At 67.5% G+C, this 19,656-nt stretch carries 19 protein-coding genes; 10 read left to right on the plus strand and 9 right to left on the minus strand.

From position 1 onward, the window contains the following. Positions 1–26: 26 nt before the first annotated feature. The 3 genes from feoB to NMP03_RS12715 all read left to right on the plus strand — a co-directional run bounded on the left by feoB (position 27) and on the right by NMP03_RS12715 (position 5,461). Complete coding sequence (gene feoB, locus NMP03_RS12705) at positions 27–1,874, plus strand: ferrous iron transporter B (RefSeq protein WP_256505806.1); 1,848 nt, start codon at positions 27–29, stop codon at positions 1,872–1,874. An 88-nt stretch (positions 1,875–1,962) separates the two neighbouring features. Then, positions 1,963–4,638: a phosphoenolpyruvate carboxylase gene (gene ppc / locus NMP03_RS12710; RefSeq protein ID WP_256508125.1), complete on the plus strand. Its 2,676-nt coding sequence runs from the start codon at positions 1,963–1,965 to the stop codon at positions 4,636–4,638. Positions 4,639–4,693: 55 nt separating this feature from the next. After that, positions 4,694–5,461 carry an exonuclease domain-containing protein gene (locus NMP03_RS12715; RefSeq protein ID WP_256505808.1) on the plus strand — a complete coding sequence of 256 codons (768 nt, stop codon included), beginning with the start codon at positions 4,694–4,696 and terminating at the stop codon, positions 5,459–5,461. Positions 5,462–5,471: 10 nt separating this feature from the next. Here NMP03_RS12715 and NMP03_RS12720 read toward each other — a convergent pair whose 3' ends face one another. Then, positions 5,472–6,551, minus strand: coding sequence for a 5-(carboxyamino)imidazole ribonucleotide synthase (locus NMP03_RS12720; protein WP_256505809.1), 1,080 nt, complete (start codon positions 6,549–6,551; stop codon positions 5,472–5,474). After that, positions 6,548–7,033 carry a 5-(carboxyamino)imidazole ribonucleotide mutase gene (purE, locus tag NMP03_RS12725; protein ID WP_256505811.1) on the minus strand — a complete coding sequence of 162 codons (486 nt, stop codon included), beginning with the start codon at positions 7,031–7,033 and terminating at the stop codon, positions 6,548–6,550. Before purE ends, NMP03_RS12720 begins: the two co-directional genes overlap by 4 nt. 103 nt (positions 7,034–7,136) lie before the next feature. Between purE and NMP03_RS12730 the strand changes: the two genes are divergently transcribed. Further along, positions 7,137–7,532: a DUF1801 domain-containing protein gene (locus NMP03_RS12730; RefSeq protein WP_256505812.1), complete on the plus strand. Its 396-nt coding sequence runs from the start codon at positions 7,137–7,139 to the stop codon at positions 7,530–7,532. On the opposite strand, the gene NMP03_RS12735 is transcribed toward NMP03_RS12730, so the two are convergent. Next, positions 7,529–8,758 (minus strand): SAM-dependent methyltransferase, encoded by a 1,230-nt coding sequence (locus tag NMP03_RS12735; protein WP_256505813.1) that lies wholly within the window; start codon positions 8,756–8,758, stop codon positions 7,529–7,531. The two genes, NMP03_RS12730 and NMP03_RS12735, sit on opposite strands and share 4 nt — an antisense overlap. A 136-nt stretch (positions 8,759–8,894) precedes the next feature. On the opposite strand from NMP03_RS12735, the gene NMP03_RS12740 reads away from it, so the two are divergent. The 3 genes from NMP03_RS12740 to NMP03_RS12750 all read left to right on the plus strand — a co-directional run bounded on the left by NMP03_RS12740 (position 8,895) and on the right by NMP03_RS12750 (position 10,472). Further along, positions 8,895–9,521 (plus strand): LuxR C-terminal-related transcriptional regulator, encoded by a 627-nt coding sequence (locus tag NMP03_RS12740; protein WP_256505814.1) that lies wholly within the window; start codon positions 8,895–8,897, stop codon positions 9,519–9,521. A gap of 15 nt (positions 9,522–9,536) precedes the next feature. Beyond that, positions 9,537–9,713, plus strand: a complete 177-nt coding sequence (locus tag NMP03_RS12745; RefSeq protein WP_256505815.1) for a hypothetical protein — start codon at positions 9,537–9,539, stop codon at positions 9,711–9,713. A gap of 81 nt (positions 9,714–9,794) precedes the next feature. Then, positions 9,795–10,472 carry a spermine/spermidine synthase domain-containing protein gene (locus tag NMP03_RS12750; RefSeq protein ID WP_256505816.1) on the plus strand — a complete coding sequence of 226 codons (678 nt, stop codon included), beginning with the start codon at positions 9,795–9,797 and terminating at the stop codon, positions 10,470–10,472. Here NMP03_RS12750 and NMP03_RS12755 read toward each other — a convergent pair. Continuing rightward, positions 10,469–11,536, minus strand: a complete 1,068-nt coding sequence (locus tag NMP03_RS12755) for a serine hydrolase domain-containing protein (RefSeq protein ID WP_256505817.1) — start codon at positions 11,534–11,536, stop codon at positions 10,469–10,471. The two genes, NMP03_RS12750 and NMP03_RS12755, sit on opposite strands and share 4 nt — an antisense overlap. A 99-nt stretch (positions 11,537–11,635) precedes the next feature. Here NMP03_RS12755 and NMP03_RS12760 point away from each other — a divergent pair, with 99 nt between their 5' ends. Further along, positions 11,636–12,565, plus strand: a complete 930-nt coding sequence (locus NMP03_RS12760) for a right-handed parallel beta-helix repeat-containing protein (protein WP_256505818.1) — start codon at positions 11,636–11,638, stop codon at positions 12,563–12,565. A 195-nt stretch (positions 12,566–12,760) separates the two neighbouring features. Here the strand turns inward: NMP03_RS12760 and NMP03_RS12765 are convergent, their stop codons facing one another. Next, positions 12,761–14,515 carry an asparagine synthetase B family protein gene (locus NMP03_RS12765; RefSeq protein WP_256505819.1) on the minus strand — a complete coding sequence of 585 codons (1,755 nt, stop codon included), beginning with the start codon at positions 14,513–14,515 and terminating at the stop codon, positions 12,761–12,763. A 366-nt stretch (positions 14,516–14,881) separates the two neighbouring features. Here NMP03_RS12765 and NMP03_RS12770 point away from each other — a divergent pair, with 366 nt between their 5' ends. Next, positions 14,882–15,400, plus strand: a complete 519-nt coding sequence (locus NMP03_RS12770) for a TetR family transcriptional regulator (protein WP_256505820.1) — start codon at positions 14,882–14,884, stop codon at positions 15,398–15,400. A 190-nt stretch (positions 15,401–15,590) separates the two neighbouring features. Then, a complete protein-coding gene (locus NMP03_RS12775; protein ID WP_256505821.1) occupies positions 15,591–16,403 on the plus strand; it encodes a ferredoxin--NADP reductase in 813 nt (270 codons plus the stop codon). 138 nt (positions 16,404–16,541) lie between these two features. On the opposite strand, the gene NMP03_RS12780 is transcribed toward NMP03_RS12775, so the two are convergent. The 4 genes from NMP03_RS12780 to NMP03_RS12795 are packed head-to-tail and all read right to left on the minus strand — an operon-like array spanning position 16,542 to position 19,514. Beyond that, a complete protein-coding gene (locus NMP03_RS12780; RefSeq protein ID WP_256505822.1) occupies positions 16,542–17,510 on the minus strand; it encodes an FAD:protein FMN transferase in 969 nt (322 codons plus the stop codon). 2 nt (positions 17,511–17,512) lie between these two features. Then, positions 17,513–18,322, minus strand: a complete 810-nt coding sequence (locus tag NMP03_RS12785; protein ID WP_256505823.1) for a DUF4198 domain-containing protein — start codon at positions 18,320–18,322, stop codon at positions 17,513–17,515. 32 nt (positions 18,323–18,354) lie between these two features. After that, entirely contained in the window at positions 18,355–18,861 is a 507-nt protein-coding gene (locus NMP03_RS12790) for a DUF2271 domain-containing protein (protein WP_256505824.1), read from the minus strand. Between the two features lie 11 nt (positions 18,862–18,872). Continuing rightward, positions 18,873–19,514, minus strand: coding sequence for a PepSY-associated TM helix domain-containing protein (locus NMP03_RS12795; RefSeq protein WP_256505825.1), 642 nt, complete (start codon positions 19,512–19,514; stop codon positions 18,873–18,875). Positions 19,515–19,656: the final 142 nt, after the last annotated feature.

Here is a 19,656-nt window from a genome sequence, read left to right on the forward strand (position 1 = left end):
AGCCTGACCAAGGCTTTTCCCCGGTTATGAACCAAGCTCCGCTGGTCGCGCTGGTCGGCAATCCCAATGCCGGGAAGAGCGCGTTGTTCAATGCGCTCACCGGGGCGCGGCAGAAGGTCGGCAATTATCCCGGCGTCACCGTCGAGCGGCATTCGGGGCGGCTGGCGCTGGCCGATGGCCGGCCGGTCGAGCTGCTCGACCTGCCCGGCACCTACAGCCTCGATCCCGCAAGCCCCGACGAGCGCGTGACGCGCGACGTCGTCACCGGCGCGCTGGCGGGCGAGCGCCGCCCCGATGCGCTGGTGGTCGTGGTCGACGCCAGCAATCTCGACAATCATCTGCGCTTCGTGCTCCAGCTCAAGACGCTCGGGCTGCCCATCGTGCTGGCGCTCAACATGGTCGATCTCGCCGAGCGCGACGGGCTGGTGCTCGATCCGCAGGCGCTCGCCAAGGCACTCGACCTGCCGGTGATCGCCACCGTCGCGGTGCGGCGGCGCGGGCTCGACGCGTTGCGCGAGGCGCTCGCCGATCTGCTGCGCGCCGCGCCGCTGGCGTCGGCGCCCGCCGCGGTTCCCGAACTCCACACGCTCCAGCGCGAGGCGCGCGACATCGCGCGCGCCGCGACGGTGAGCGAAACCAGCGTGCGCCGCTGGACGCATCGGATCGATCATGTCGTGCTGCACCCGGTGTGGGGCAGTGCGATCCTGCTGGCGCTGCTGTTCACGATGTTCCAGGCGGTGTTCGCCTGGTCCGAAGCGCCGATCGGGTGGATCGAGGGCGGCATGGCGGCGCTCGGCGATGCAGTGGCGGGGGTAATGCCCGACGGGTTCGCGCAGTCGCTGATCGTCGACGGGGTGATCGCGGGCGTCGGCGCGGTGGTGGTGTTCCTGCCGCAGATCCTGATCCTGTTCGCCTTCATCCTGCTGCTCGAAGCGTCGGGCTATATGGTACGCGCGGCGTTCCTGATGGACCGGCTGATGGCGAGCGTCGGGCTGTCGGGGCGGGCGTTCATTCCGTTGCTGTCGAGCTTCGCCTGCGCGATCCCGGGCATCATGGCGACGCGAACGATCGACGACGAGAAGGACCGGCTGACGACGATCCTGATCGCGCCGCTGATGACCTGCTCGGCGCGGCTGCCGGTCTATACGATCATCATCGGCGCGTTCATTCCCGATCGCGCGGTGGGGCCGGGGATCGGGCTGCAGGGGCTGGTGCTGTTCGCGCTGTATATCCTGGGGATCGTCGGCGCGTTCGTGGTGGCATTGGTGCTGCGCCGCACGGTGGCCAAGGGGGCTTCGTCGGGCTTCATGCTCGAAATGCCGCGCTACCAGATGCCGCAGCCGCGCGATTTCGCGATCGGGCTGTGGCAGCGCGCCGAGGCATTCCTGAAGCGCGCGGGCACGATCATCCTGGTGACGACGGTCGCGCTGTGGGCGCTGCTGACCTTTCCGCAGGCGCCCGCCGGCCAGAGCCAGGTCGAATATTCGGTCGCCGGGCGGATCGCGAGCGGGATCGAGGTCGTGGTCGCGCCGATCGGCTTCAACCACGATATCGCGCTGGCGCTGATCCCGGCGATGGCGGCGCGCGAGGTCGCGGTCGCGGCGATCGGCACTGTCTATGCCGTCGAGGATTCGGAAGGCGAAAGCGGGCAGGCGACGATCCGCGAGCAATTGCAGGCGCGCTGGAGCCTGCCGACCGCGCTCGCCTTCCTCGCGTGGTTCGTCTTCGCACCGCAGTGCATCTCGACGATCGCGGTGACGCGGCGCGAGACCAATGGCTGGAAATGGCCGATGTTCATGCTCGGCTATCTGTTTGCGCTTGCCTATATCGCGGCAGGGATCACCTATTGGAGTGCGCGCGCACTGGGGTTGTAGCCTGCACGCATGATTGTGATGTTAGGGGCTCCAATCGAGCAACATCATGGCGGTTGACCTCTTCGCTGTCGCAATGCAGCAAGAACCCATGGCCAGCCTCCCTTCGATCACCAACAATCCCGACATCCGATTCCTCGGTCGCCTGCTCGGCGATGTCATCCGCGCCTATGGCGGCGAGGAATTGTTCAAGCGCACCGAATATATCCGATCGACATCGGTCGACCGCCATCGCGGGGTCGCGGGGGCCGACGCAATCGACCAGGGACTCGACCGGCTGACGCTCGACGAGACGCTCGATTTCGTGCGCGGATTCATGCTGTTTTCGATGCTGGCGAACCTTGCCGAGGACCGGCAGGGGATCACCACCGACGAGGGTGCCGATGTCGCGCACACGCTGACTCGACTCGCCGAGGATGGGATCGATCGCGCGCAGGTGATGGCGTTGATGCAGAACGCGCTGATCGCGCCGGTGCTGACCGCGCACCCCACCGAAGTGCGGCGCAAATCGATGATCGATCACCGCAACCGGATCGCCGACCTGATGGCGCTCAAGGATCGCGGGATCGACGAGACCGAGGATGGCGACCAGGTCGACGAGGCGATCCTGCGCCAGATCGCCTTGCTGTGGCAGACGCGCGTGCTGCGCCGCGAGCGGCTGTACGTCACCGACGAGGTCGAGACCGCGCTCGCCTATCTGCGCGACGTGTTCCTGCCGACGCTGCCCGCCTTGTACGCGCGCTGGGACCGGGCGCTGGGCGAGCGATGCCCGAGCTTCCTCAAGCCCGGGAGCTGGATCGGCGGCGATCGCGACGGCAATCCCTATGTCACTGCCGAGTCGCTCGAGCACGCGATGCAGCGCGCGGCGGAGACCGCGATCGGCCATTATCTCGATGCGGTGAACGCGCTCGGTGCCGAGCTGTCGATCTCGACCGAGATTTCGCACGTCAATGGCGCGGTCGGGCGGCTGGCCGAAGCGAGCGGCGACCATGCGCTGAGCCGCGCCGACGAACCGTATCGCAGGGCGCTGTCGGGGATCTACGCGCGGCTGGCCGCCACGCACCAGAAACTGGTGGGCAAGCGTCCGCCCTTGCCGGGCCCGCTGACTGGCGAGGCTTATCATACGCCACAGGAGTTGCGCGACGACCTGGCGTCGATAGCACGCGCGTTGGCGGCGAATGGATCGGGCACGCTGGCATCGGGCGGGGCGCTGGGACGGCTGATCCGCGCGGTCGAGGTGTTCGGCTTCCACCTTGCGACGCTCGACCTGCGGCAGAATTCGGCGGTGCATGAGCGCGTCGTCGCCGAATTGCTGAAAGGGGCGGGGGTCGAAGCCGATTATCTCGCGCTCGACGAGGATGCGCGCGTCGCGCTGCTGCGCCGCGAGCTCGAAAGCCCGCGCCCGCTCACCAGCCCCTATGCCCAATATTCGGAAGAGACCGCCGGCGAGCTGGCGATCCTGCACGCGGCGGCGCGCGCGCATGCGACCTATGGGCGCGAATGCATCCGCAACTACGTGATCTCGATGGCGCAGTCGGTGTCGGACCTGCTCGAAGTCCATCTGATGCTCAAGGAAGCCGGGCTGTATGTGCCGGGTGAGCAGCCGCAGGCGCATATCATGGTGGTGCCGCTGTTCGAAACCGTCGCCGATCTCGAGGCGGCGCCCGCAATCATGGCCGACTGGTTCGCGCTGCCCGAGGTCGCCGCGGTGGCGCGCGCGCGCGGGCATCAGGAAGTGATGATCGGCTATTCGGATTCGAACAAGGATGGCGGCTACCTCACCTCGACCTGGCAATTGTCGCGCGGATCGACCGCGCTGGCGCCGGTGTTCGAAAAGGCCGGCGTTGCGATCCAGCTGTTCCACGGGCGGGGCGGGGCGGTGGGGCGCGGCGGTGGTTCGGCCTTCGCGGCGATCCAGGCGCAGCCGCCGGGGACGGTGCAGGGCCGTATCCGGATTACCGAACAGGGTGAGGTGATCGCGGCAAAATATGGCACGCGGGCAAGCGCGATGGTGAATCTCGAGGCGATGACCGCGGCGACTTTGCGCGCCAGCTTGGAACCCGTGCGGCTGGCGGCGGCCGATTCGGAGCGCTTCTGCACCGCGATGGACGAATTGTCGGCGACCGCGTTCAAGGCGTATCGCGGACTGGTGTACGAGACAGACGGGTTTCGCAGCTTTTTCCGCCAGATGACGCCGATCGCCGAAATCTCGGGGCTCAAAATCGGGTCGCGCCCGGCGTCGCGCAAGAAATCCGACGCGATCGAGGATCTGCGTGCGATCCCCTGGGTGTTCAGCTGGTCGCAGGCGCGGGTGATGCTGCCCGGCTGGTACGGCGTCGGCGCGGCGTTGCAGGCGTTCCCCGACAAGGGACTGCTGCGCGAGATGGCGGCGGGCTGGCCGTTCTTCGCCGCGACGCTGGCGAATATGGAGATGGTGCTGGCCAAGTCCGACATGGGGGTCGCCGCGCGCTACGCCGCGCTGGTCGAGGATCGGGCGATGGCCAATCGCATCTTCGGGCAGATCCGCGACGGCTGGCAGGCGACGCATGACGGGTTGCTGACGATCACCCGCCAGACGCGCCTGCTCGAAAAACATCCCGCGCTCGAAACCTCGATCCGGCTGCGCACGCCTTATATCGAGCCGCTGAACCTGTTGCAGATCGAACTGCTCAAGCGCTATCGCGCGGGCGAGGAGGATCCGCGGATCGGCGAGGGAATCCTGTTGTCGATCAACGCGATCGCGACCGCGCTGCGCAACAGCGGCTAGCGACCCCGGGGTAAGGGGGCTGGCCTTCGCGGCGGCTTGCCCCCACATGTCGCTCATGCCCCCGCCCCCCAAGCCGCAGATCATTCGAGTCATCGACCTAGAGACCACCGGCAACGCGCCGCCCGCGCATGCGGTGTGCGAGATCGGCTGGCAGGACGTCGCGCTCGGCGCCGATGGCCGCTGGGAGCTGTATGGCGAAGGTGGATCGACGCTGGTGAACCCCGGCCGGCCGATCCCGCCAATCACCCAGGCGATCCACCACATCCTCGACGAACAGGTCGCCGATGCGCCCTATTGGCACGACGTTGCGCGCCAGGCGCTCGATCCCTGGCCGCGTCGGGTTGCGCTGGCGGCGCATCGCGCGAGCTTCGAGGAGCAATATTGCACCCCGCCGCTCACCCGATCGGCCGATTGGATCTGCACCTGGAAATGCGCGATGCGGCTATGGCCCGATTCGCCGAGCTTTTCGAACCAGGTGCTGCGTTATTGGCGCAAGCCCGTGGGGATCGATCATGCGCGCGGGCTGCCGATCCACCGCGCCTTTCCCGACGCCTATGTCACCGCGTTTCACCTGCGCGACATGCTCAATGAATCTTCGCTGGCGCAATTGCTCGAATGGTCGCGGGTGCCGGGGCTGTTGCCGCGGGTGCGCTATGGCCCCGATCGCGGCAAGGAATGGTCCGAGATCGAGGATGAATCGCTGCAGAAGTTCCTGGGCGACCGCGACGAGGATGTGCGCTTCACCGCCGAGACCGAACTGGCGCGGCGAAGCGAAGGCGGGTCGGTGGGCCGCCGCGACGCGAGCGACTGGCTGCTGATCTAGCCTTGCTGGTCTAGCGAATCACCCGCGTGACATGCCCCATCTTGCGGCCGGGGCGGCTCTCATGCTTGCCATAGAGATGCACATGCGCGCCGGGGACCGACAGGAAGCGCGCGGCTCCTGCTGCGTCTTCGCCGATCAGGTTCAGCATCTCGACGCTGGTGCCGGTAAGGCCCGTCGGCCCCAAGGGCAGGCCGCAGATCGCGCGGATATGATTTTCGAACTGCGAGGTTTCGGCGCCCTCGATCGTCCAATGGCCGCTATTGTGGACGCGCGGTGCCATTTCGTTGAATACCGGGCCGTCGGCACCGACGAAGAATTCGATCGCGAGCACGCCGACATGATCGAGCGCTTCGGCGATGCGGCCTGCGAGCGCTGCAGCCTCGGTCCATTGCGCGGCGACTTCGGGCGGGGCGGGGAGCGTCGAGGTAGCCAGAATGCCGTCATTGTGGACATTGTGCGGCGGGGCGTAGCTGGTGGTGTCACCGCTTAGGCCGCGCACCAGCACGATCGAGAATTCATGCGCGAAATCGACGAACGCCTCGAGCACCGCCGGGCCGCCGCCGATCGCTTCCCAAGCGGCATCGGCATCTTCGGGGGTGGCGATCCGCGCCTGGCCCTTGCCGTCATAGCCGAAGCGCGTGGTCTTGAGCACAGCCGGCGTGCCGACCTGCGCGATCGCGGCATCGAGCGCGTCGCGATCGGCGACCGCCGCCCAGGGCGCGGGGCGACCGCCGAGCTGCTCGACGAAGCGCTTTTCGGCGACCCGATCCTGCGCGGTCACCAGCGCCGCGATCGATGGACGCACCGCGACGCGATCGGCGAGGTCGGCTAGCGCATCGGCAGCAACATTCTCGAATTCATAGGTGACGACGTCGACGACGCTCGCGAACGCGCCGAGCGCGGCGGCATCGTCATAGGCGCCGCGGGTGAAGGCGGCGGCGACGTCGTTGGCGGGGCCGGTGACGGGGGCGTAGATATGGCAGCGATAGCCGAGCTGCGCCGCCGCGATCGCAAGCATCCGCCCGAGCTGGCCGCTGCCGAGAATACCGATCGTCGAGCCGGGGGGCAGGGCGGCGGGGGTGTCGTTCATGCTGGTACCTCGGGAACACGATCGGTCTGCTGGGTGCGCCAGGCGATGAGGCGGTCGCGCAACGCGCTGTCCTCGAGCGCGAGGATCGATGCGGCCATCAGCCCGGCATTGGTGGCGCCCGCCGCGCCGATCGCGAGCGTGCCGACGGGGACGCCCGCGGGCATCTGGACGATCGAGAGCAGGCTATCCATGCCGCTTAACGCCTTCGACTGGACGGGCACGCCGAGCACCGGGAGATGCGTCATCGCCGCGACCATGCCGGGCAGATGCGCCGCGCCGCCCGCGCCCGCGACGACGACCTTCAGCCCGCGGCTCGCGGCGCTTTCGGCATAATCGTGCAGCCGCTGCGGCGTACGGTGCGCCGACACGACGCGCGTTTCATAGGGCACGCCGAGCGTGTCGAGCATGTCAGCGGCGGCGCGCATCGTCTCCCAGTCCGAGGTGCTGCCCATGATGATCCCGACAAGGGGTGCCTGCGCCATATTCGATCCACCGGTTCAGGGAAGCGTAGGTTCCTAGCGAGGGGTTGGAGGCGGGGCAATGGCATGAGATGCTGCGTGTATCGCGGGGCAGGGGAGAGCGGGGATGGACGCGGCGGTCGAGGCGGTGATTGCGGCGGTGGCCGATCCAGGGCGGCGTGCCGACGCGCTGGCGCTGTGCGCGGCGATGACGCAGGCGTCGGGCGAGCCAGCCGCGGTGCTCAGCGGGTCGATCATCGGTTTCGGGCGGTATCGCTATCGCTATGACAGCGGGCGCGAGGGCGAAAGCTGCCGGATCGGCTTCGCACCGCGCAAGACCGAGACGGTGCTCTACCTCGCCGAGGATTTTCCCGAGCGCGAGCCGTTGCTGGCGCGGCTCGGCCGGCACCGATCGGGCAAGGCGTGCATCTATGTGAAGCGGTTGGACGACCTCGATCGGGCGGTGCTCGATGCGCTGCTGCGCGCGTCGCTCGCGGCGACGGCGGCGCGCTGGCCCGATTAGCGCGCGCGCAGCGCCTGTTCGCGCTCGCCGATGTAATCGCGGGTGAGCGGCAGGACATCGCGGTCGCGCGCAAACTGGAGCTGGTAGTTGACCAAGCCGCCATGGTCGAAGCTCACCTGGCTGCCGGCGAGATAATAGGTCCACATGCGGTAGAAACGCTCGTCGTACATTTCGACGATCGCGTCCTTGGCGGCGACGACCCGGTCATACCACTGCGCCAGCGTGTAGCCGTAATGGCGGCGCAGCACCTCGACATCGGTGACGAACATCCGCAGCCCTTCGTTGGCGCGGACGATCTCGGACAGCGCGGGGATATAGCCGCCGGGGAAGATATATTTGGCGGTGAAGGCGTCGGTGACGCCGGGGCCGCCCGCGCGGCCGATCGTGTGGAGCAGCATCACCCCGGTGGGGGTGACCAATTCGCGGCATTTGCGCATGAAGGTCCGGTAATGCGCGGGGCCGACATGTTCGAACATGCCGACCGAGACGATCCGGTCGAACTGGCCGGTGACGTCGCGATAGTCGATCAGCTCGAACTTCACCTTCGCCGCTACGCCGGCTTGCTCGGCGCGGCGGCGCGCGACCTTGAGCTGCTCCTCGGACAGGGTGATGCCGAGCACCTCGGCCCCCGTCTTGGCGTGGAGGTACAGCGCCATGCCGCCCCAGCCGCACCCGATGTCGAGCACGCGCATCCCGGGCTCGATCGCGAGCTTGGCGGCGATATGCGCCTTCTTGTCGTCCTGCGCCTGTTCGAGCGAGTTCGAGGGATCGGTATAATAGGCACAGCTATATTGCCGGTCGGCATCGAGGAACAGGTCGTACAGCCGGTCGCTGAGATCGTAATGGTGCGCGACATTGCGCTTCGATCGCCGCGCCATGTTCACCCGATCGATCCGGAAGCGGACATTGTCGAACTGGCGGCGGAACGCGCTGGCGTCTAGCGCGCCTCGCCCTTGCTCCCAGCGATTGTTGGCGGTGGCGATCGCGAGGAAATCGCGGATGTCGCCCTGTTCGACCAGCAACCGCCCGTCCATGAAGGCTTCGGCCGAGCCCAGTGACGGATCGGCGAGCAGCTGGCGGAGCGCACGGCCATCGGTGAAGCGGATCGCCACCGATTTCATCGCCGGATCGGGGGTGCCGTAGGTGGCGGTTCGGCCGCCGGGAAAGGTTACGGTCAGCTCGCCACGCTGGATGGCACGCGTCAGGAAGCGGTCGATCAGGGCCATTTCGGTCTGCTAACCGATTATAACGACGATGCAAACGCAGACACATGGCAGTCACGTGGTGCAATATCGCCGAAATGAAGCTTCGGTACGCTGCTTGGGCTGGATCGAACCGTTGCGACGCACTATGTTGGCTATAATGGCAACGGTATCTCCGAACTTCCCGCGTCTCGAAGCCAGTTTCGAAGGCATGATCGAGAACAGCCCGATCGCGTCGGTGATCAGCAACCCGCGGTTGCCCGACAATCCGATCGTCGCGTGCAACGATGCGTTCTGCCACCTCACCGGCTATCCGCGCGACCAGGTGGTGGGGCGCAATTGCCGTTTTCTGTCGGGACCGGGGACCGAACCCTGGCTGAGCGACGAAATCCGCAACGGGGTGCGCGAGCATCGCCCGACGCTGGTCGAGATCCTGAACTACAAGGCCGATGGCACGCCGTTCCGCAACGCGGTGCTGGTCGCGCCGATCTATGACGAGACCGACGAGCTTTTGTACTTCCTCGGCTCGCAGGTTGAGATTCCCGAAGGGGCGACCGGGCCGTCGAACAGCCGCCGGATCAAGGCCGCCGAAACCGTGAAGGCCTTGTCCGAACGCCAGCGGCAGGTGCTCGAAATGGTCGCCAAGGGGCTGCTCAACAAGCAGATCGCCGGAATCCTTGGGCTGTCGGAAAAGACGGTGAAGATGCACCGCGCGATCGTGATGGAGCGGCTGGGCATCCACCGCACCGCCGAAATGGTGCGCGTCGCGGTCGAGGCGGGGCTTTAGCCACAGGGTCGGCCGGTGCGGACGAAGGCCAGCGTCTGCGCCCGCAAGAGGCGGTTCGGCTCGGCGCGCGAGGCTGCCGATCACGCGCTGGCGATCGGGTTGCCGTTGCTGCCCTATCGCTGCGATCGGTGCGACCTTTTCCATCTGACCAGCCGTACCAAGGGCAAATGGCGACCACTGCCCAAGCCGTGACGCGCGGCTTGTCGCGTCGCGGGCTTTTCGCTTATGCGGCCCCCAAGCGATCCTGCCTGCAATAGTGGAAGCCACCCCGATTTGATCCCCCGCGAATTGATCGGCACCGCGCAGGTGCCCGACGGCGAAGAACTCAAGCTGTTCCGGCGCGGCGACGATTTCATGATCGTCCTGCAGCGCAACGAGCTGATGAACAGCCGGATGAGCGGGTCGGAAGAGGCGCTGGCGACGATGACCTGCGAGCGGCTGGCGGAGCGCAGACCGCTGCGCATCCTGATCGGCGGCTATGGCATGGGGTTCACGTTGCGATCGGCGCTCGCGGTGCTGCCGGGCGATGCCGAGCTGGTCGTCGCCGAGCTGGTGCCCGAAATCGTCGAATGGGCGAAGGGGCCGATGGCCATGCTGACCGCCGGCTGCCTCGACGACGCGCGCGTGTCGGTGGTGGTCGAGGATGTCGCGGTGTCGATCGACAAGGCGCGTGCCGAATATGACGCGATCCTGCTCGATGTCGACAACGGCCCCGACGGGCTTACCCGGCTGGGCAACGACCGACTGTATTCGTCGCGCGGGATCGCGGCGGCGCGGCGCGCGCTGAAGCCTGGCGGGGTGCTGGCGGTGTGGTCGGCAGCGCCCGATGCGCCGTTCGCGCGGCGGCTGCGCGAGGGCGATCTGGCGGTCGACGAAGTCGTCGTGCGCGCGCGCAGCAACGGCAAGGGCGCGCGCCACGTCATCTGGTTCGCGCGGCGGCCCGAGGCCTAGCCCGCGCCGCGGATCGCCGCGGGGATGATCCCCTCGGCGAGCAGGCCGTGGAGCGAATCGACATGGTCGTCGCGCGGCTGCGGGGACGGATCCGAGGTCATCACCACGGTGAGGCCGAGGCTGGGCAGCACGTACAGCATCTGCCCGCCATAGCCCCAGGCGAAGCGCACCGGATGGCCGCGCACCTCCTCGACGAACCAGCCATAGCCATAGCCGTTGCCGCTCCAGGGCGAGGTGGCGCGCGGCTGCCAGCTGGCGTCGATCCAGGCGGCGGGCACCACCTGCGCCGTGCCGACGCGGCCGCCATTGCGGTACATCTCGCCGAAGCGCGCCAATGCGCGCGGGCTGAGCAGCATGTCGTTGCCGCCGAAATACACCCCTTGCGCGTCGCGGGGCCATTGCGGGATGCTGATGCCGAGCGGCTCGCCGAGCCATTGCGTCGCGAGCTGGTGCGTGCTCCGGCCCGAAGCGCGGGTGAGCGCCGCCGATAGCAGATGCGAGCTGCCGGTCGAATACAGCATGCCGCCGCCGGGTTCGTCGACGAAGCGGCGCCCGAGCGCGTAGCGGACCCAATTGGGGCTCGCGACCCAGGCGCCGTAATTGGGCCCCGAGGTGCGATCGAGCCCCGCGCGCATCGACAGCAGGTGATCGACCGTCACTTGCGCCAGCCGCGGATCGGGGTTGGCGGGGGCATCGGCGCGCAGCAGCGGCAGGATCGGCTGGTCGGCGCCTTCGAGCACCCCCTTGTCGATCGCGATCCCGGCAAGCGCCGACAGGATCGTCTTCGACGCCGATTTGATGTTCACCGCGCGATCGAGCGGCGGGCCGCCGTTGAAGCGATGCTCGGCGAGCGTCTCGCCATCGCGCAGCACCAGCAGCGACCGGATCCGCGGCAGCCGCTGCGCGGCGGCGACGGTCTGCGCCAGCAATGCCGGGTCGAGCCCGGTGGTGCGCGGCGACGGCGCCGCAGCGGTGGTGGCGGGGGCCTCCTGCTCGGCGGGGGCCGAAGGGGCGGGCGAACAGGCTACCAGCGGCAGCGAGAGCAGGGCGATACGCAATGACATGAATCCCGATATGGTTCGAAACGCCCGAGAGGTAAGGCATGGCCGAGGCTTTTCGCGCGTGGCAGGTCCTGCGCATCCGCTTTTACGAAAGGGTCGACGATGCGCATTCTCGCATTCCTAGCCGCCACCACCATGCTCGCCGCGCCCGCCTTTCCACAGGGCGATGGGCCGTTCACCGTGGTCGAACAGGGCCGGAGCTTCGGCAGCCTGTACGATGCGGTGCAGGCGATCGGCGACGGGACGGGCACGATCCGGATCGCGCCGGGGCGCTATCGCGACTGCGCGGTGCAGGAGGCGGGGCGGATCAGCTTCGTCGCGACGACGCCGGGCAGCGTGGTGTTCGATTCGGCGATCTGCGAGGACAAGGCGACCTTCGTGCTGCGCGGACGCGGCAGCAAGGTCGATGGCATCGTCTTCACCCGCACCTTCGTCGACGACGGCAATGGCGCGGGAATCCGGATTGAGAAGGGCGACCTCGAGGTCGTCAATTCGATGTTCGTCGACGGCCAGTGCGGCATCCTCTCGGCGAGCGATCCCCGATCGACGATCAGCATCGACAAATCGACCTTCGCGCGGCTGGGCAAGCATCCCGACGGTTCGGGCGCGCATGCGCTGTATATCGGTGAGTATGGCGCGCTGAAGGTAACGCGCTCGCGCTTCGAACAGGGTACCGGCGGCCATTATGTGAAGAACCGCGCGCCGCGGGTCGAGATCGTCGACAACAGCTTCGACGACAGCAAGGGGCAGGCGACCAACTACATGATCGACCTGTCGAACGGCGCGACCGGGCGGATCGCCGACAACAGCTTCGTCCAAGGGAACGGCAAGGACAATTGGACGACGATGATCACCGTCGCGCCCGAGGGGGCGGAGAATGCGTCGACGGGGTTGGTGGTGGAAAACAACCGCGCATCGACGGTGCCGGGGTTCCGGAACGATACGGTGCTGGTGCGGAACTGGTCGGGCGACAAGGTGGTGCTGCGCGGGAATGTGCTGAGCGGGCGGATGACCGAATATGCGCGGCAGTAAAGGCTAAGCGCCGACCTCCCAAAAGCCACAACCGTTATCCGACAAAAGCTAACCGTCACCCCGGCCTTGTGCCGGGGGCCACCGTCCAACGAAAGCTGCCGTCCAGGGTGAGCACACCAGCACGCCGCGCCCAACGACGGCCTGGGCACGCGGATCGGTGGACCCCGGCCCAAGGCCGGGGTGACGATGCGGTTGCTATGAAGCTGCCGGCGCCTCGACCCCCAACGCCGCCGCCAGATATTCCAGCGCGGCGATCCTTCGCCACACCGCGGTGTCGGCTACCCGGTCGACCCGAAAAAACGCGCGCATCGCGGGGAAGTCGAGGTCGATCACGCGCGCCATATAATCGGGGGTCAGCAGCCCGCCATGCTCGTCGCCCATCGGCCGCAGCCGGCGTTGCAGCGCATAGCTGTGCTGGCGCATCCAGGTGGGGCGGATGCGCGACGACCATTCATCGAAGCGATGGCGCGCGCCGGGGGGCTCGGCGAAGCTGTGGCCATAGGCCGAGGGCTGCGCGGCGAGCGCGGGATCGATCGCGGCGAGCAGTTGCGCCTCGAACCGCCCCGCCTGCTTCATCGCCATCGGCAGCGCCATCGCCTCGGCGACCGATTGGTGGTCGAGGAACGGCATCATGTACGCGCCGTAGCGCGATTCGAGGCTGATCTCGCGCCCGAACAACGATCGGCAACGCACCCGCGGATAGGCCTGTTCGACCCATTGGCGCGACAGCAAGGCGGTGGGGTTGGAAACGCCGAGCGCTTCGGCGATCTTGCGCTCGATCGCCCCCATGAAGGCGCGCGGATCGAACAACGCCGTCGCGTCGCGTGCGTCGAAGCGCGCGAAGAAGGTGCGCGCGACGGTGCGCGCCGAGGCGGGCCGATCGGCGAGGAAGAAGAAGTCGCGCCAGATTTCGCCGCATCCCCCCGACGCCGCCAGCGCGCCGCCGGCATGCCGCTTGTCGCGCGCCCAGGCCGCGCCGCCATTGTCGAAGATGTTGCCGAAGGTCGGCAGCGCGTCGAACTGGTCGAAGTTGCGCGCGACCTGCTCGGCGAAACCGTCGGGGGTCACCGATACCGCGCCGTCCTTGTCGACCCATTCGACCGCGAACCCCATCGCGCCGCCGATCGCTTGCGCGAAGACGACGTCGTCCTCGTCGCGGTCGCCATAGACATAGACGTGCGGCGAATGGCCCGCCTCGCGCAGCGCTGCGAGCAGCAGCCGCGAATCGAGCCCGCCCGACAGCGGGCAGAAGATACGATCGCCAAAGGGTTCGGCGTGCGCGGTGACCACGTCGGCAAGCCGCTGGCGGTGCGACGCGATGCGGTCGGGCAATGGCAGGTCGCTGGCGGTATCGGGCAGGCGCTTTTCGAGCGGGTGGGTGCGGGTGCCCTCGCGCGTCAGCTCGACCATCTCGCGCGGGCCGAGCGTCTTGAGCCCTTCGAACACCGTGTCGTCGCCGATCGGCACGACGTTGAATGCGAATTCATAGACGCCCTGAGGATCGAAGCGCAGCCTGGGCATCGAGCGCGCGGCGGCAAGCAGCGAGGTCGAAAAGAAGCTGCGTTCGGTATCGTGATGCAGCTGGTGCGCGGCGAACCAGTCGCCGAAGACGAAGCTGCGGCCGTTTTTGCGGACCACTGCGGTGAACTGGCCACCGATTCGCTGCCAATCGGGCGAATCGCCGAAGCTCGCGAGTAGACGCTTGAGCGCTTGCGCGCCGATCGCCGAATCGAAGGTGAGCGTACCCGCAACCGCTATGAAGTCGTCGTTCTCGACCTGCAGCGTCGTCGGGCCGCCGACGATGTAGTCGAAATGGAGGATATCCCAGCCGGGCACCGCCAGCGCGGTCGGCGTACCGAAACCGTGCCGCGCATATTGCGCGCGCGCGGCATCGAGCCTGGTCTCGGCGGCGGCGCGTTGCGCGTTGCGGGTGAGGTACAGGCCGGCCATCGCGCGTGCCTATCGCACAAGGCTTAACGTTCGATAGCCCAGCCGAGCGGTGGCGTGCCTGACCGTTGCAATCGACGTCGATCGACCGTCATCGATTCGAAACATTGCGCGCCATCCCGCCAAATTGGCGCAAATAGACATTAATCACGTAATCGATTATCTTGACCCTTCTCCAAGAAGAGCCTTGAATATTGTCCTAGATATCTGTGGCATGGGGGTGCGCGTCCGATGAGAGCATATAGCGGAATCGGTCGGCGCAGATTGGCGGCAAGCGAGGAGTCGAGCGCCGGTTACAAGGCGAAGCGCGAGGAAATAGGGCAGGCGGCGATACGCGTCTTTCATCGGATGGGATATGATCGCGCGAGCATGACCGCGGTCGCCGACGAAATGGGAGTCGATCGCGCCTCGCTCTATTATTACGTATCGTCGAAGGAAGCGCTGTTCGACGACGTCGTGCGCGCCGCGGTCGATCGCAACTACGAAATCGCGCAGCAGATCGAGCAGAGCGCGCTCGCGCCGCGCGCCAAGCTCCGCGACCTCGTGATGCTGCTGATGGCATCCTATGGCGAGCATTATCCGCTATTCTACATCTTCATCCGCGAGAATATGAGCGATGCCGGGCACCAGCGCGCGCAATGGTCGAAGGACATGCGCCGGGTGAACCGCAAGACCACCGACATGGTGATCGCGATCATCGAGGAAGGCTATGCCGATGGCAGCTTCCGCAATGTCGGCCCCTCGGACATCGTCGCCTATGGCGTGCTCGGCGTGCTAGGGTGGACGCATCGCTGGTACCGCCCCGACCAGAGCGAGGCGAGCGCCGAACAGATCGGCCGCACCTATGCCGAGATGATCGTCACCGGGCTCGAAACCCCCGCACACTGACCGGGCGATCGAGCCGCGGCCTCAACGGCTGCTTGGCTGCGCCATAGATTAGCTGGCGCGACTCACACGCGTGCCCGCGCTATGCCCCCGCCATCATCACACGCTGTACGCGTCGGCGTTGATCGATTCGCCGCGGGTCGGTAACGACCGCCGACAAGCCGCGCCGCCTGGCGCTACCGGAGACTGTCCCTTGCACGCCCCCCGCCCGAAGCTGACCCAGCCGCCGCACGCCGCCTTCGACACCGTCGAGGTGAAATGGGTGCGCCACTGGAACGAGCATCTGTTCAGCCTGGCGGTCGATCGCCCGTCCAGCTTCCGCTTCCGTTCGGGCGAGTTCGTGATGCTGGGGCTGCAGGGCGACGACAAGCCGCTGATGCGCGCCTATTCGATTTCGAGCGCCGCCTATCATGACGAGATCGAGTTCCTGTCGATCAAGGTCGAGGACGGCCCGCTGACGTCGCGGTTGCAGAATGTCGTCGCGGGCGATGAACTGTACATGGGGCGCAAGCCGACCGGCACGCTGGTCACCGACGCGCTGACCCCGGGCAAGCGGCTGTTCCTGCTGTCGACCGGCACCGGGTTGGCGCCGTTCCTCAGCCTGCTGCGCGATCCCGACACCTATGAGCGGTTCGAACAGATCGTGCTGGTGCATTCGGTGCGCCGCGTGAGCGATCTTGCGTTTCACGAGGAATTGTCGGGCAAGCTGGCCGACGATCCCCTGGTCGGCGAACAGGCGCAGACGCAGTTCCACTATATCCCGACGGTGACGCGCGAGCCGTTCCACACGAGCAAGCGGATCCAGGGGCTGATCGAGGACGGCACGCTGTTCGCCGCGTCGATCGAGGGGCCGCCGGCATTCGATCGCGCAACCGATCGGGTGATGATGTGCGGCAGTACCGCGATGATCGCCGATTTCGCCAAGCTGCTCGAGGAGGCGGGGTTCGAGGAAGGCTCGAACGCGCGGCCGGCGGACTTCGTGATCGAGCGGGCGTTCGTGGGGTGAGTTGACCAACTCCCGTTCGTCCTGAGTAGGGGCCGAGCGCAGGCGAAGACCCGTATCGAAGGATGTGCCCCAAGCGGCGGTGCTTCGATACGCTACTTCGACGGGCTCAGCAGCTACTCAGCACGAACGGTGGGTGGGTCAGGACAGCATCGCCGCCAGCGCGGGGGTGATCCATTCGCGGCCATCGCCCGCGCGCAGTTGCGCCGCCACGCCGTTGCGCTCGGCGGTCGCCATCGCGGCGTCGCCCCCCAGCACCGTCAACGCGGTCGCCCAGCCATCGGCGGACATACAATCGGCAGCGACCACCGTCGCCGAGACGATGCCGTTGTCGATCGGCCAGCCGGTGCGCGGGTCGATGCTGTGGCCAAAGCGGTGGCCATCTTGTGCGACGAAACGGCGATAATCGCCTGACGTGGCCACCGCGAGGTCGTGCAGGCCGATACGCAGATTGGCGGCCAGCCCCGGCGGGGCTTCGACCGCGACCCACCAGGGTTGGCCGTCGGGGCGGATACCGCCGCCGGCATATTCCCCGCCGATTTCCACGAGGAAGTCTTGCGCCCCCGCGGCGCGGCAGGTCGCGGCGAGCCGATCGACCGCATGGCCCTTGGCGATCCCCGACAGGTCGAGCGCGATTCGGGCGTGGCGGCGCGCGCGGCGCGCATCGAGCTCGAGATGCCGTGTGCCGCTCCGCGCCAGCGCATCGGTGACCTCGCGCGGGGAGGGAACACTGGTACGCGGTCCCGGCGGGCCGAAGCCCCAGAGATCGGCGAGCGCGCCGCAGGCCGGGTCGAACGCGCCATCGCTTGCTCCCCCGATTGCGACTGCGGTAGCCAGCACCTCGGCGAGATCGGCGGGCAGCGCCCACCATTCGCCGATCGGCGCGCGGTTGAACGCCGACAGCGCCGAGTCGGGCCGCCACTGGCTCATCGAGGCGATCACCGCATCGATCGTGCGCCACAATTCGGCTTCAAGCCCCGGCGGCGGCGCCACGACCAGCGCCGACCAGCTCGTCCCCATCGCCTCGCCGCCGAACCGCGCGATCCGCGCCGCCGCGTCGCGCCGGGCGAATGCCTCGGGCGCGACGAGCGCGGGCAGCGCGACGTGCATCGTCAGGCGCCGAGCACTTCCAGCGTGGTGGTGTAGCTCATCCGGCGCGCGGCATTGGGGATCGTGGCGCTCTGGCCGCTCGCGCTGGCGTTGAGCCAGTACATGCCGGGCTCGGCGAACGACACGCGGACCTTGCCCGCGGCGTCGGCTTTCAGCGTCTGTTCGTCGACCGTGTCGCGATAGCGCTTGCCGCCGCGCACGACGAGCACTTCTAGCCCAGCGGCTGGCTTGCCGTCGACGGTGAAGCCGAACACCGCATCCTCGCCGGTCACCACATCGTTGGGATGCGTTTCGGCGACCAGCTCGAGCCCCTTGCCGGTCGGGCGAAGCACGGCGTCGGTCGGCGCGCCCGAGGTGACGAACACCTCGTTGCGCCCCTCGATCTGCATCAGCTTCACATCGGTCGCACCCGCCGGGATGATGCCCGGCAGCTTGTCGGCGGTGGTCCCGCGCGGCAGCCGCTTCTCTTCACCGGCCAGCTGGTAGCTGCCGCCGACGCCGTCGCTCAGCATCGCCACCTTCCAGGTGCCCGGCTGGGTCAAGTGGAGGTCGAAGGTGCTGCGGAAGCGCCCGGTGGCGAAATTCTCGATCTTGGCCTCGCTGCCATCGGGGGCGAAGGCGGCGGGTTCGACGCGCAGCGGCTGGTGATCGGCGTGGAACACGTCGTTCGAGGCGGCGGCGTCGAAGGTCACCCAGCCATCGGCGCTCGAGATGACCGTGGTCGAGGGCATCATCCACAGGCGATGCGCCTGGAGCGTGGCGGGAACCGCGGCGAGCGCGAGCGCGGTGACGGCGATTGCGGTGCGAAGCATGGCGATGTTTCCCCTGATTGGCGCGGTAAGGTTCAGCGCGTGAAGGCGAGCGCGACCGCGCCCAGTTCGGATGTGCCCGATGCGGCAAAGGTCTGGCCGGGCTTGGGCGGCCAGCTGAAGGGAACGCGGACGACCTCGCGCCCGCCGACCTCGCGCGCCGCCTCGATCGCCAGCACATATTGGCCGGGGGCCAGCTGGCCGGTGGGCACGCGGACCATGTGCTTGCCTGGTGCGCGCGTCGCGCCGGTCACGCCATCGGCGGGAAAGCGCATCGTCCGGCCCGAGGCGCGCCACCAGCTGCGGACATCGCCCAGCCACTTGGTGCCCTCGTTCTTGGCCATGTCGAAATCATACCAGATCTGCAGCGTGCGCGCGGGCATGCCGGGCTTTTCGAGCCAGATCGCGACATAGGGGCGGTTATACTCGGCGACCTTGAGCCGCGGCAGCGTGAGCTGGACCTGTGCGGTCTGCGCGATCGCGGGGGTGGCGACCGCGAGCATCGGCAGGCCGGTGAGCAGCAATTGGTGGCGGACCTGCATGATTGTTGTCCTCAATGGATGAAGAAAAGCGCGAGAATCGCGGGGATGGCGAGGCCGAGTACGACCAGCGGCCAGGTGCTGGGGCGTTTCTTGGCGTGGATCTGGAGCAGCACGAAGCCGGTGAGTGCGAAGACGACGCAGGCGCCCGAGAAGATGTCGAGGAACCATTTCCACGCGCCGCCGGTGTTGCGGCCCTTGTGGAGGTCGTTGAGCCACGACACCCAGCCGCGATCGGTGACTTCGGCGGTGATCGCGCCGGTCGTCTTGTCGATCGCCACCCAGCCGTCGCCGCCGGGGCGCGGCAGCGCGACATAGACCTCGCCGTCGCTCCATTCGGCGTTGGCGCTGGGGGCGAGGCCGATCTCCTCCTCGATCCAGCGCGCGACGGGGCTGGGGATCGGCCGCGCGGTCTGGTCGGTCGAGGAGAGCTGCGCGAGCAAAGGCGCGGGCAAGGTCGCGGCGGCGGTGCTGACCCTGGGCGACGATTCGATCTCGCCGGCATGGTTGAGCGTGATGCCGGTAATCGCGAACAGCAGCAGCCCGACCAGGCTGACCGCCGAGCTGATCCAATGCCAGAGATAGGCCTGTTTCAGCCAGAACGCCTTGCGCGCTGGCTTGCGCGGACGCGCCGGAATCGTGGTTAGTTGATGCATTCGGGTCAGGCGTCGCGCATCGGCGCTTGCGCGCAACCGCGCAGGCAATGGTCGGTGATCGAGAAGCCCCCGTGCGGCATTGAACCTCTAACCCGCTAATGCAAACAATTCGCATCTAGTGCGATGCCGGGGCGGGTTTGTC

This window comes from Sphingomonas qomolangmaensis (assembly GCF_024496245.1).
Lineage (GTDB): Bacteria > Pseudomonadota > Alphaproteobacteria > Sphingomonadales > Sphingomonadaceae > Sphingomonas > Sphingomonas qomolangmaensis.